General features: G+C 65.3%; 7 protein-coding genes and 1 tRNA gene. 2 read left to right on the top strand and 6 right to left on the bottom strand.

Annotated features, from left to right (window positions below):
• Window positions 1-112 precede the first annotated feature (112 nt).
• The 4 genes from E3T51_RS07435 to polA all read right to left on the bottom strand — a co-directional run bounded on the left by E3T51_RS07435 (window position 113) and on the right by polA (window position 8,463).
• Window positions 113-2,761 (bottom strand): multicopper oxidase domain-containing protein, encoded by a 2,649-nt coding sequence (locus E3T51_RS07435; protein ID WP_134529194.1) that lies wholly within the window; start codon window positions 2,759-2,761, stop codon window positions 113-115.
• Complete coding sequence (locus E3T51_RS07430) at window positions 2,758-3,873, bottom strand: hypothetical protein (RefSeq protein WP_134529192.1); 1,116 nt, start codon at window positions 3,871-3,873, stop codon at window positions 2,758-2,760. The genes E3T51_RS07435 and E3T51_RS07430 overlap by 4 nt, the downstream gene beginning before the upstream one ends.
• A 163-nt stretch (window positions 3,874-4,036) precedes the next feature.
• Window positions 4,037-5,710 carry a DUF885 domain-containing protein gene (locus tag E3T51_RS07425; RefSeq protein ID WP_134529190.1) on the bottom strand — a complete coding sequence of 558 codons (1,674 nt, stop codon included), beginning with the start codon at window positions 5,708-5,710 and terminating at the stop codon, window positions 4,037-4,039.
• A gap of 74 nt (window positions 5,711-5,784) precedes the next feature.
• Complete coding sequence (gene polA, locus E3T51_RS07420) at window positions 5,785-8,463, bottom strand: DNA polymerase I (RefSeq protein ID WP_134529188.1); 2,679 nt, start codon at window positions 8,461-8,463, stop codon at window positions 5,785-5,787.
• A gap of 52 nt (window positions 8,464-8,515) precedes the next feature.
• Between polA and E3T51_RS07415 the strand changes: the two genes are divergently transcribed.
• Window positions 8,516-8,941 carry a hotdog fold thioesterase gene (locus E3T51_RS07415; RefSeq protein WP_104192758.1) on the top strand — a complete coding sequence of 142 codons (426 nt, stop codon included), beginning with the start codon at window positions 8,516-8,518 and terminating at the stop codon, window positions 8,939-8,941.
• Here E3T51_RS07415 and E3T51_RS07410 read toward each other — a convergent pair.
• Both E3T51_RS07410 and E3T51_RS07405 read right to left on the bottom strand, forming a co-directional pair.
• Window positions 8,933-12,442 carry a TM0106 family RecB-like putative nuclease gene (locus tag E3T51_RS07410; protein WP_134529186.1) on the bottom strand — a complete coding sequence of 1,170 codons (3,510 nt, stop codon included), beginning with the start codon at window positions 12,440-12,442 and terminating at the stop codon, window positions 8,933-8,935. The genes E3T51_RS07415 and E3T51_RS07410 overlap by 9 nt on opposite strands.
• A gap of 136 nt (window positions 12,443-12,578) precedes the next feature.
• Window positions 12,579-13,184, bottom strand: a complete 606-nt coding sequence (locus E3T51_RS07405; protein ID WP_035879545.1) for an ANTAR domain-containing response regulator — start codon at window positions 13,182-13,184, stop codon at window positions 12,579-12,581.
• 38 nt (window positions 13,185-13,222) lie between these two features.
• On the opposite strand from E3T51_RS07405, the gene E3T51_RS07400 reads away from it, so the two are divergent.
• Window positions 13,223-13,305, top strand: a tRNA-Leu gene (locus E3T51_RS07400).
• The last annotated feature ends 6 nt before the right edge of the window (window positions 13,306-13,311 follow it).

Genomic DNA, 13,311 nt, shown 5'->3' with positions numbered 1-13,311 from the left:
TTCCGCGCATGGCAGCGGATAGGCGTCACGATTGTGACACCTTAGTCTAGCCACCCGAAGCGACGAGGAGCAACTCGATGTCCAACGCGGGTGCCCTGCCGCCGCAAAGCGGCTACGGGACGACCATGATCTGCCCGGCGGCGCCGCGTTCAGCATCTGTCATGGCGTGCGTCACGAAGGGATAGGTGCCAGCTTCGGGGAAGCGCAGCTCCACAAACCCGCCCTGCGCCGGCGCGAGCCCGAGCGTCTGACTGCCGCCGGTGCCGGTGCTGCCGCCGTTACGCAGCAAATACTCGCCTTCCGCGTAGACCGTGTCGAACTGGCCGCCGACGATGTGGAAGGAACTCGCCAGGTTGGGTCCGGCGTCGAGTACCCAGATGCGGATGCGCTCCCCCACTTTTGCGCGGAGCGGCTGCTCTTGGTATTGGTTCGCGTAGCCGTTAAAGACGACGAGGTCGGGGACGGCTGCGGCGATTTTGTCGGAATCGGCAATGCCGCCCTGCGGCCCGAGGTAGAACTCAGATTGCACGAGCAGGTATTCCCGATCGACCGGGTCGAGCCCGGCGGGATCGATGACGACCGCCCCAAACATGCCGTTGGCGATGTGCAGCGACATCGGCATCGTGGAGCAGTGGTACAGCCAGACACCCGACCGCGTGGCGGTGAAGGCATACTCAAGGGTTTCGCCCGGCTCTATCGTGCGCATGGGACCGTCGGGGGCCAGCGCGCCGGCGTGGAAGTCGAGGGAGTGACCGGTCGTGGCCTCATTGACCAGGGTGATCGTGAAGGTGTCCCCGACTTTTCCGCGCAGGGTCGGGCCGGGCGCTGTGCCGTTAAACGGCCAGAGGGTCTGGGTTACCCCTGGGGCGACCTCGACTTGGGTATCACCGACCCGGAAAGTGTAATCGTGGTGGGTTTCGGCGGACGCGGGCAGCAGGGAGGGGTCGCGCGCCTCGAATCCAGGCGAGGGCTCCGGCTGGGTTCCGAGGTCGTCGGCGGCGGATACTTCTAAACCCGTGGCATCGGAACCGGAGTGGTCGGCCGCAGCATCCGTTTCTGCGGAGCCGGTGACGATGATCTGCAGCACCATACCCATCTGGCGGTGGCCGGCTATGGAACACCAGCCTTCACTGCTGGCGGCCGTGATTCCGGCGTCGATGATCACTGTCTCCCCGGGCGCGACACGGCCCGATGTCAAACCGCTCGCGAGGGTGAGGTCGTGCACGGCGGTGTCGCCGTTGGTGACGGTGAGTTCGAGCCGGTTACCGGCGGGCACGGTCAGGCTCGAGGGCGCGAATCGCATGTCGAGCATGGTCACGGTCGCCTCGGTGACCTCGCCCGAGGCGCTGGCCACGGTGCCCTGAGCGGTGACCGATGCCGCACCCACCCCGGCCGTGACCGGGTCGAGGACAACCCCCACGGTGACGGCCAGCACGAGTGCACCGACCGCGCCGGCGGCCATCCCACTACGCGTGCGGCGCGAACGCGCCCCGCCGGCCGGCACCGCGGCGGAACCGGCGACCGGAGCGGACCCGGCGCGAGAGCGGATGCGCCCACCTGCCACGACCGCGCGCACCAACAGCACCAGAAAGCTCAGCATCACCCCGAACACCAACAGGGACAGTACGACCTTGACCAGGCTCGGCACCGGCAGGAGGTACAGCACAATGCCGCCGTTCACGACGAGCAGGCGAAACAACGGCGCCCGGTTGAGTTCGACGGCGGCGGCCTTGCCGGCCTGCGGTCCGCCGCCGGAAACCATCGGAATCAGGTAGCTGAGGGCGCCGAGCAGCAGTTGCGCACTGAAGCCGGCCAGCAACGGAATCACCAGCCAGCCGAGGCGGGCTACGGCGTCGATCGGGGTCGCCGCGGTCGCTACCACGACGCCAAGCGCCGCAACACTGAACGCCAGCCAGGCCATCGAGGCGGCGAGGCTCCAGCCGGCGAAAGTCGTCGGCGGCGCGTGCCGGGCCTGCCGCACTGCCTCCCGCACAACGGGTACGAGACCTAGAAGGTACAGCAGGGCGCCTGCACCGACACCGAGCGGCACTCCGGCCAGGCTGGCACCGGCGACCACCCCCACGCCTGCGGTGAGTAGGGGAAGGGCGGTACGGGCGGCGGCATCCGTTCCATCGCCGAGCCGGGTGCGCAGCACCGTGGGCCAGAGCAACAGGAGGGTTCCGACCGCGGTCAGGCCGATCCAGCCGAGCACGTTGAGAGCGATGTGCGCCAGGTAGAGGCGAGCGTGCAGGTCGGCGCCCGTTCCCGGGTTCGCCATCCAGATGCCGAGGCACACACCACCCAGGAGGCTCACAGCGGCTGCGACGTAGTAGCGCACGAGCGAGCCGAAGCGGGTGGGTTTCGCCCGGCGGAGCTCACGGCCCAGTAGCGCCGCGTGCAGCACCGCAACCGCGCCGACCAGCACGCCCCCCGCAAGAACCACAACGAACAGGTTCACGATCATGCCGATTATCACGAGAATGGCCCCGAGCGTGTGCCCGACCAGGCGAATGATCAGCGACCGGCGCCCGCCCAGTGCCGACCGCCGCACCAGAGTGTCGGCGAAGTGCTGGCTCCAGATGATGATCGCAGTACTGACTGCGCCGAGCAGTAAAAGATGCACCATGAGCCAGTCGGCAACCGGAATGCCCTGATGGGCCAGAACAACAACGCCGAGCACGGCGAGCCAGGCAGCGACAACGGCGTTCGTCTGCAGATACCAGGTGCGTCGGGCAGACACCCGGGCCGTGACGGGACTCATGAACGGTCTCTCTGAACAGGTCGCGCTGGCTTCCCCTGGCGTACCGGGCCAAGGACCGCGGAGGCCCCAGCGATGACGATGAACAGCAGCAGGGCGGTGATGCTGAGTGATCCGCCAAGCTGGAGCAGGTGGGGTAAGCCGCGCGCATCACCGAACAGCACCCGCAGCACGAGCGAGGCGTGCAGCAGCACTACAGGCAGGTACATGATCGGCCGGTACGGTAGCGGGCGGCGCAGCACGGCCGGCAGAATGACGGGCGCGTGCGCCATGATCATCGACAGTGTGAACCCCAGCAGCACCGCGTGAATGACAGCGTCGTAGGTCGGGCCGCTTGTCGCGGCGCCGCCGACGAGCCAGATGACACCGGCGACGACCAGCCAGGCGTACCCGCTGAGCAAGCACGCTGCCATGTACCTCGGCAGCCCGACCGATCCCAGCGTGCGGCGCGCGACATCGTGCAGGAACAGCCAGGACACCACGCAGAGCAGAGCCAGGCCAAACAATGGATAGCCGAACGCTGGCACGCACAGGGCGAGCGAGACGCATCCGGTCAACGTCAGCGACGCCCAGAGCAGGGCACGCCCGGGATGGGTGCCGCGCAGGGACAATCGCGCAAGTTCGAGGCGTTCCCCGGCGATGGTAAGCACGAGGAAGGCGCTGAACGCCGGTATCAGGTGGGCAACCGGAACGTTGGCGAGCCAGAGAATCGCCGCGACGAGCAGGTTGACGCCGCCGAGGAACTGAATCGCAATGGCCGTCATCGCCTGACGGCGCCAGATGCTGCGGTAGATCAGCAGCAGGCCGAGCGCGCCGACCGCGATTGCGGTGCGTCCGATCCAGATCGGCAGCGGCGCCAGCACGAGCAGGCTGCCAAGGCCGAGCAGGGCCGGCGCAAAGAAGGCCCACCACATCTTGATCGCGACGGCCCGTTCGAGCACGATCAGGGTTCCGACAAAGCCAAAAACCATGAGCGCGCCGTGCGATGCGGCCAGGCGGTCGGCGAGCGGCGGCACGTCGAAGCCGAGCAGGGCCGCCGCGGCATACAGCCCGAGCAGCAGCGACACCCCCGCCGGAGCCAGAAACAAAAAACGGATGCCCGAACGATCAATCACGGCTCGGCGGCACTTTGGCCGGAGCTGGAATGGAGCGGGTGCAGTCACTGTCTGTTCCGGTGCAGATACAGTGCCGGTGTCGAACGGGGACGACTCGGGGGGACGCACCTGCCCAGTTTACCGAGCCTTATATGCTCGATGCGGACTGCGTCGCCCCCGGCTGTTATGCCAGGGCCGACCGCAGGGTGTCGAGACCAACGCCGCCGAGGTCGAGGGCACGACGATGAAATTCCTTGACCCTGAACTTCGCTCCCTCGCGAGCGGCACACTCGTCGCGAAGCTGCTCCCAGATGCGCTGGCCGACCTTGTACGACGGCGCCTGGCCCGGCCAGCCGAGGTAGCGGTTCACCTCGAACTTCACGAAACTCTCATTCATGTTGACGTTCTGACCGAGGAATTGGAAGGCATAGTCCGAAGTCCACGGGCCCGAACCGTCTGGCCGGGTCTTGCCGAGGTGCACGCCGATGTCAAGAACGACGCGAGCGGCGCGCATCCGCTGGCCGTCAAGCATGCCGAAACGGTCTGCCGGGTCGTCGAGGTAGCCGAGTTGTTCCATCAGTCGTTCGGCGTAGAGCGCCCAGCCCTCGGCGTGCCCGGAGGTGCCGGCCAGCTGTCGGCGCCAGGTGTTGAGCTTGGCCCGGTTATAGACGGCCTGGCCGATCTGCAGGTGGTGGCCGGGCACACCCTCGTGATAGACGGTGGTGAGCTCGCGCCAGGTGTCGAATTCGGTCACACCGACGGGTACTGACCACCACATGCGTCCGGGCCTGGAGAAATCATCGGTGGGGCCGGTGTAGTAGATGCCGCCTTCCTGGGTGGGCGCGATCATGCACTCGATGGTCTTGATCGCGTCGGGAATGTCGAACTGGGTTTCGGCGAGGTCAGCGACGGCTTTGTCGCTGGTTTTCTGCATCCATTCCTGTAAGGCCTGCGTGCCGTGCAGTTTACGTTTCGGGTCAGTGTCGAGGTAGGCGATGGCTTCGAGTACGCCCGCGCCTGGTTTGATCTGGTCGGCGATCTTTTCTTGCTCTTCCACCATACGAGCGAGTTCTTCGATGCCCCATTCGTAGGTTTCGTCGAGATCCACCGTCGCGCCCAAGAAACGACGAGAGGCGAGGGTGTACAGATCCCGACCGATTGCGTCGTTTTCGGTGGCTTTGCCCTCAAGTTCTGTGCTGAAGAAGGTGGCCAGTTTGTCGTAGGCGGTCGCGGAGAGGCGTGCGCCCACACCGAGGTCCGTGACCAGGGATGCTGGCAGTGTGCCCTCGTCCGTCGTTGCGTTCGCGGTGAACTCGGCGAAGAACCCGTCGCTGGCAGCGTGGCGCTTCGCCTGGGCGAGCACCTCCCGCACCTGCCGGCGAGCCGGCGTCACGCCGCGTTCGATGCCGAGGCGAAGGGTGTCGATATAGCCGTCGATGGCTGCGGGCAGGTTGCCGAGCCTCGACGAAATGTTGGCCCAGTCGTCAACGGTCTTGGTCGGCATAAGGTCGAAGATCTCGCGAATCTCCTGCGCCGGTGAGGCAATGACGTTGAGGTCGCGCAGCTGCAACTCGGCGTCGGCGCTTTCCACAGTGAGCGCCAACTCGCTGCGCAGGTCGGTCTGGGTGACTTCATCGACGCTGTCACCCGGGTGAGCGGCATCCAACTGGGCAATGGTCTTCTTCGCCTCGGCGATGAATCGTTCGTGGCCGGCCGGGGAATAATCGCCGTAGCGACCGTCCCCCTCGGTGCGGCCGATGTAGGTACCCACCGTGGGGTCGAGGTCGACGAGGGTGTCCACCCACTCTTCAGCGATCTGGTCGATGGCCGTTGGCGTGCGCTGGATGTCGTGTGTCATGCCCCGAGCCTAGGACACGGGTGTTGCGTCTGGGCCCCCCAATTGGGGAAAGTGGCCGGTCAACCCGCAACGAACTAGTGGGCGGCTGCGTCCCAGTTGGGTCCGCGACCGACCTGCACCGTCAGCGGAACGAGCAGGTCGGCGGCGGACTCCATGTTGTGGGTGACGACCTGGCGCAGGGCGTCCCACTCCCCCGGTGCGACGTCGAAAATCAACTCGTCGTGTACCTGGAGGAGCATGCGGGAATCCATCGACGCATCCGCCAGATCCGCGGCGATACCGTTCATGGCGATTTTCATGATGTCGGCCGCCGAACCCTGAATCGGAGCGTTGAGAGCCGCGCGTTCCGCGTTGTCGCGCAGCACTCGTTTCGGGCTGGCCAGATCAGGGAACGGCCGGCGCCGCCCGTAGATGGTCTCGGTGTAGCCGTCAACCTTGGCTTGCTCGACAACGTTACGCAGGTAGTCCCGCACCGCTCCGAACCGTTCGAAGTAGTCGGTCATGAGCTGCTTGGCTTCTTTGGTGTCGATGCGCAGCTGCCTGGACAGGCCGAAGGCACTCAGGCCGTAGGCGAGCCCGTAGCTCATCGCCTTGACCTTGCTGCGCATCTCACCGGACACATCGGCGGGGTCGACACCGAAAATGCGCGAACCGACGAAACGGTGCAGGTCTTCTCCCGCGTTGAAGGCTTCGATCAGCCCCGCGTCCTCGGAGAGATGCGCCATGATGCGCATCTCGATCTGCGAATAGTCCGCAGTGAGCAGGCTTTCGCTACCGACGCCGGCTTGGAAAGCGGCACGAATGCGCCGACCCTCCTCGGTGCGCACGGGGATGTTCTGCAGGTTGGGATCGTTCGAGGAGATCCGGCCGGTCGTGGTACCGATCTGCACGTACGTCGTGTGGATGCGGCCGGTCGTGTCGATGGCCTTGTCGAGGGTTTCGACGATCTGGCGCAGCTTGGTAGCGTCGCGATGCTTTAGCAGCAGATCGAGGAACGGATGCGGGTTGCTCGCCTGAAGGTCGGCCAGGGCGCCGGCATCCGTTGAAAAACCAGTCTTGTTGGCGCGCGTCTTCGGCATCTGAAGCTGCTCGAACAGCACGTCTTGCAGTTGCTTGGGTGAACCGAGGTTGACCTCGCGCCCGATCTCGGCGTAGGCCGCCGCGGCGAGACTCGCCGTGCTGACGCCGAGCTCGGCTGATAGTTCGGCGAGTTGCTCGTGTGAGACGCTGACGCCGGCGAGTTCCATGTCGGCCAGGGCCAGCAGGGTCGGCAGCTCGATCTCCAGCAGCAGTTTGAGAGAGCCGGGATCGAGCGCGGTTTCGACGGCGGCGAACACCCGCAGGGTATACCAGGCGTGGGCGGGGGCGCCAGCCTGCTGGGTCTCGTCGGGCACGAGCTGGTTGGGATCGGCCACCGGCAGTACTTCGTCGAGGTACCGTGACACAAGGTCGGCCAGGGACTTGTCCGGACCGCCCGGGCGGACAAGCCAGGCGCCGACCAGCGTGTCGAAGGCCAGGCCGGCGAAAGCCAGGCCGCTTTTGCGCAGGGCCTTCACCTGGTGTTTGGCGTCGTTCATGATCTTCAGGGCATCGCTCGCCAGCCAGGCTTCGAGCGGGGCGTAGTCTTTGCGACCCTGCTGCCACGGCAGGTTGATGGTTTCGGTCGGGGTGGCCAGGCCGAAACCGATCGCCTTGCCGTCCTGCACCTCGACGGTGAGTCCGAGTCCCGCCGGGTGGGCCGCCGTTGCCCGGTCGAGCCAGGACTGCAGCTCCTCGTCCAGCAGGTCCTGCGCGACAGGCGACTGCACCGCTGGAAGCTCGTCGATGGCGGCAACGAGAGCGGAGCCTTCCGCCGCCGGGTCTTCACCGGCAAGCTTGAGCACCCGGTCGAGTAGCGTCTTAAACTCGAGACGAGTGAAGATGTCGCGCACGGCATCCGTGTCCATGGCCCCGCGTTCCAGGGCGGCAACAGCCACGGGCAGCTCCAGGTCGGTGACCAGGCGGTTGAGACGGCGGTTGCGAATCGCGTTCTCTTTCTGCTCGCGCAGGTTGTTGCCAACGACGCCCTTGATCTCGTCGGCGTGTTCGAGGATGCCGTCGAGGCTGCCGTAGAGGCCGAGCCACTTGACGGCCGTCTTCTCGCCAACCTTACTGATGCCGATGAGATTGTCACTGGTTTCGCCGACGAGTGCGGCGACGTCGGGATACTGCTCCGGTTCGATGCCGTAGCGCTCGCGCACCCGGGCCGGGTCGTAGCGGGTGAGCGCCGACACGCCCTGACTGGAGGGGTAGAGCAGGGTGACGGTCTCGTTGACGAGCTGGATCGCATCCCGGTCGCCGGAGACGACCAGTACGTTGTAGCCGGCGTCGGTACCCTGCACCGACAGGGTCGCCAGAATATCGTCGGCCTCGAAGTCTTCCTTGGTGATGGTCGTGATGTTCATCGCGGCGAGGGCTTCCTGCAGCAGCGGAATCTGGCCGAGGAACTCCGTGGGCGTCGCATTACGCGTGCCCTTGTACTCGGGGTATTCCCTGGTGCGAAAGGACGCGCGCGAAATGTCGAAGGCGACGGCGAGGTGGGTCGGCTTCTCATTGCGCAGCAGGCTGAGCAGCATCGACAGAAAGCCGTGGATGGCGTTCGTATGCTGCCCGGCACGGGTCTGGAAGCTGTCCACTGGCAGGGCGAAGAACGCCCGGAATGCCAGGGAGTGGCCGTCGATGATCATCAGGGTAGGCTTTTCGGAGTCCAACACTCCCCTAGCCTACAAGTGTCTTCCCGCGTGGGCTTCCCGACCAAAGGTGATCATGTTCAATACGACTGACGACGCACTCGCCTGGGTTCAGCAGCGCGGCTGCGGGGATCTCGCCGACAAGATGGGGCTGGAGTTCACCGAGTTCACCATTGACCGGGCTGTGGCACGGATGCCCGTGGCGGGCAACACGCAGCCGGCCATGCTCATGCACGGCGGCGCCTACGTCGTGCTCGGTGAGTCGCTCGGCTCGATGGCCGCGAACCTGCATGCCGGACCGGGAAAACTCGCCGTCGGTATCGAAATCAACGCCTCGCACAATCGCTCGGCAACGTCCGGCTACGTCACGGGGGTGTGCACCCCGATTCATCTTGGCCGCACGCTCACCACCCACGAGATCGTCGTCACCGATGATGCCGGCCGGCGCTGCTCGACGATTCGCATCACGAACATCATCAAAGACCTGCCGCCGTCAGCCTAGATCTTGGCCCGGGTCTGGCTCAACCAGGCTGATGAACGCACTGAGTTCGGCGAGGCCAGCGGGCGTCACCGGCAGGTGCGCCGTCAGCGACGGTGAATAGACCAGGTACGCGGCCCATTTGGCCCGCGAAATAGCGACGTTCAGCCGGTTCTTCAAAATGAGGAAGGCCAGGCCGCGCGGCACGTCGTCGGCCGAACTGGCCGCGAGCGTGACGATCGCGACGGCCGCCTCCTGACCCTGAAACTTATCGACCGTGCCCACCCTCACGTTGAAATAGCCGGCAGCGGCCAGTGCCGCGTGCACCAGGGCCAACTGGGCGTTGTAGGGCGTCACGACGATCACGTCGGCTTCGCCCAATGGATCCTCGCTGCGGCACTCGGTCGGGTCGGTCCAGGGCCGGCCGAGGACATTACGAACGAGGGCCACGACGGCATCTCCCTCTTCGACTGATGAAATGGCATTGCCGGTGTGCTCGACCGGAACGGCGTGCAACCCGGGCGTGACACCAGCGAGGAACCTGGTCGAAGTGATCGGATTGGCACGCAGGAGTCCGCCGTAGGAGAGTCGGGAGACCGGAGCTGCCACCGCCGGATGCATGCGGCGACTCTCGGCGAGAAAATATCCTCGCGTCGCTGCGAGCACGTCGTGGCCGGCCGCGACCCAGCCGAGCGCTGACTGGTCGATCGGCTCGGGGTGCGTGCCCTGACTCACCTGCGGCAGTTGCTGCGGGTCGCCCAGCAACAACAGGTTCTTTGCGCCGACGCTCGCCGCAATGGTCGAGGCGAGCGAAAACTGGCCGGCCTCGTCGACGACGAGCAGGTCAAGGCTGTGCCGAGGCACACGAGCAGGATTACTGAAGTCCCAGGCAGTGCCGCCGACGACGAATCCGGAGTTGGCGTGGTCGAGTGCAAAGAGCAGCTGGCCGTCTTTGGGCAGCACCGTGTACCCGGCTTGCGCCGGGTCAGCCCCCGTTTTGGCCGCCTTTCCGACCAGGGCAGGATCGAGCCCGGCCGTGACGATAGCGCCGAGCAGATTCTCCACGACGGCGTGGGATTGGGCGACGACACCAATCTTCCAGCCGTACTGCTGCACGAGCGCCGTGATCACGTGGGCGCCGAGGTAGGTTTTGCCGGTGCCGGGTGGCCCCTGGATCGCAAGGTACGACCCGTCGAGGTCACGAAGACTTGCCAAGACCGCGTCTATGGTCTCTCCATCGACCGCGACGGCCGCCAGGCCTCCTGTACGGGTGCGCGGCGGGGTGCGACGCAAAATGTCGACCATCGGGTCGCGCGGCCAGGTTGGCTGGGCGTCAACGATCGCCCGAGCCCACTCATCGATGGCGGGTTTCTGTTGGAGCGGTCGAGGCGGGGCGGCCGGTGTGAGTGCGCTCGGTCGGTGGTCGTAGCGGGCGACATCTTTGAGCAGGGTCTCTTCGACCAGGATTCCGCCGTCGTCGGCGACCTCGAGCACTTTTACGGCTCGGTGGGTGCGAGCCCCCGCCGAGGTGTCGGGGTTGGCGAAAGGCCCGGGGTAGTCGTAGAGCAGGTAGGGCCCGGCCTGGTCACCCGGTTTGATGCTGCTGCCCGGTGCCAGACGCCCCCGAAGCCACAGGTGGCGACGATCGACGCGCTGCTGGCCCTCGCGAAACCAGTCACGGTCGACGTCAACGCGGTCGACTATGAGCACGTCGCGGGTGTCTTGCCATTCGTCGATGGGGTATTCGAGCCTAGAATAGTGTCCCCACCAGAAACTTTTCTGTTCCCGGCGGTGGTAGTCGATCGCGGCGGCAGCGAAGGCCGCCGCGGTCTGGTCAGCGCTGCGCGACATGTGGCCAGCCGTCGCCGCGATGGCGAGCAGGGCGTCGCGCACCGGCGACGGCTCGAGCGTGTCGGCATCCGCTTCAGGCTCCGTGCCGGCAAAACGGATGCCCGCTGCGCGGGCGAGGGCGAGCAGCCAGTCGCGCAGGCGCAACGTCGACACGCAGTCGTAGCGGTTGTAGTCGGCGATGGAATCCAGCATGCGCTGCGCTACGGCCCGGTCGCCGTGCGCGTGCAGCTCTCGAGCGCCGGCATATTCGGTAATCGAATCCGCCGCGTTAGTGACCTCGCCGCCCCGCAGTTCGGCGCCCATGTAGAGCGGTTCGAGCTTCTTGATCGAGTATGAACGGGACCCGACACGCATGGTCTTGCGCACGAGCGGGTACAGGTCGACCAGCACGTTCTCGCGCAGCAGCTGGTCGATCTGCTCTTCGCCGACGCCGTGCCGGGCGGCGAGGCTGAGCAGGTGGGTGCGCTCGTAGGCGGCGTAATGATAGACGTGCATACCCGGAAACTCGGTGCGACGCTTGTCGACGTAGGCCAGGAAGTCAACGAGAGCCTGCTTCTCGTCACGCCAAGAGTGCGCCCAGAAAGCGCGAAAGCATTCATCGACGTCGACCAGGCCGAACAGGTAGTCCAGTCCCCACTGCGTGGTCGCACCCTCGGTGCCACTGTCTTCTGTGTAGAGCGGGTCACCTTCAAAGTCGAAGAAGATGTCCCCGGGGTTAGGCTCGGGCAGCGCGGCCAGTGCACCGGGATTCAACACATCGACTGGCGGGGCCGTACCCGCCACCGCCTGGAGCTGCAGCCGCGCCTGTTGGCGCAAGGCGGCGAGCGTGACATCGGCCATGCCGTCAATACCACCGTTGGATACTGCCAGCTCCGCAACGGTGCAGATGCCACCGGACACCAGGCGCGCGCGCTGCGTCAGCCGCATTCCGGCTACGAGGAACAGGTCGCGGTGTCTGTGCACCTCTACCTCACAGGTGGCACAGCGACCACACACGGTGTAGCGCGGGTCTCCCCACCTGACGAAAGCAGTATCGCCGAGCCGTTCCGTGATGATCTGCACGAGACGCTGTTTGCGCTTGCGGTACACCGGGCGAATGTCTGCCAGCTGGTGCACGCTGACGGAGCCATCGCCGAGCAACAGCTCGACGGTCTCAGCCGACTCGACCCCAATGCGTTCAAGTTGTTCGGCGTAAGCGGCCAGCTGCAACAGGGCGGCAACCCGGGCGTGCCGGGCAAGTTTTGTGTCTTGCACCAGCCAGGTTTCATCACTTCGCCGCACGATGAAGTCGGCGAATCCGAGGAAGGCGATGGGGCCATCTCTGTTCGGTGGGCCAAAATCGGGATCGAAGAAGGTTGCCTGAAAAATCACGTCGGCGTGCCCGGCGAAGGCCAGCCGCGTGTTGTCGGCTGCTGCTTCGAGGTCGGGCCGCGATATGCGCTCTGGCCGGGCAATCTCCACGACCGAATAGTTTTGCCGGTAGCGTTCGAGCACCCGATGTTCGTGCTCGTCGCCAAGCCGGGACGTGCGTTCGAGCATGGCATCAACCGGTTCCGGCACGCTGTCAATGCGGCCCAGTTTCGCGTCGATACGGCGCAGGAACGCAAACTCGCAAACGGATGCCGCACTCAGGTCACTCGCACTGGTTACCACGCTCTCACCCAGTAGGAACATGCGCCCGCCCTTCGTCTATTTCGAGACTAACGGGCACCACCGACACGCGGTCCATAAGGAGCCGCGCCGGTGCAGACCGCTGGATCGCAAAACGGCCCGGCAGAATTTGCCGGGCCGTTCTCTGCGCAAACTGCGATTACTTCTTGGCGCTGAGCTGTTCGATGATCGCCTGAGACACGTCGTGCATGGTGAGGCGACGGTCCATCGACGCTTTTTGGATCCAGCGGAAGGCCTCCGGCTCAGTCAGGCCCATCTTCTCGTTGAGCAGGCCCTTAGCCCGATCGACGAGCTTTCGGGTTTCGAACCGCTCGACCAAGTCGGCAACCTCGGCTTCGAGGGTGATGATCTGGCTGTAGCGCGAGAGGGCGATCTCGATTGCAGGTAACAGGTCGTTGGGGGTGAAGGGCTTGACGACATACGCCAGAGCGCCGGCTTCGGTGGCGCGCTCGACCAGTTCCTTCTGGCTGAACGCTGTGAGCAGCACAACGGGTGCAATGTGTTCTTTGGAGAGGCGTTCGGCTGCGCTGATGCCGTCGAGCTGGGGCATCTTGACGTCCATGATGACCAGGTCGGGGCGGAGTTCCCGTGCCAAGGCGACCGCAGTTTCTCCGTCACCGGCTTCGCCGACGACTTCAAAGCCGTTGTCGCGCAGAATCTCGACGATGTCGAGGCGGATGAGGGATTCATCCTCAGCGACGACAACGCGGCGCGGAGGGGTGGGGGTGCTGTCTTGGTCGGTCACGGGTAAAAGCCTACGGTATTCTGATCTAGTAGTTGTAAGCCGGTGTGGCGGAATGGCAGACGCGGAGCACTCAAAATGCTTTGTTCGCAAGGACGTGTGGGTTCGAGTCCCACCACCGGTACAAATT

It is taken from the genome of Cryobacterium serini, assembly GCF_004404025.1.
Lineage (GTDB): Bacteria > Actinomycetota > Actinomycetes > Actinomycetales > Microbacteriaceae > Cryobacterium > Cryobacterium serini.
This window is presented reverse-complemented; position numbering and strand designations above follow the sequence as displayed.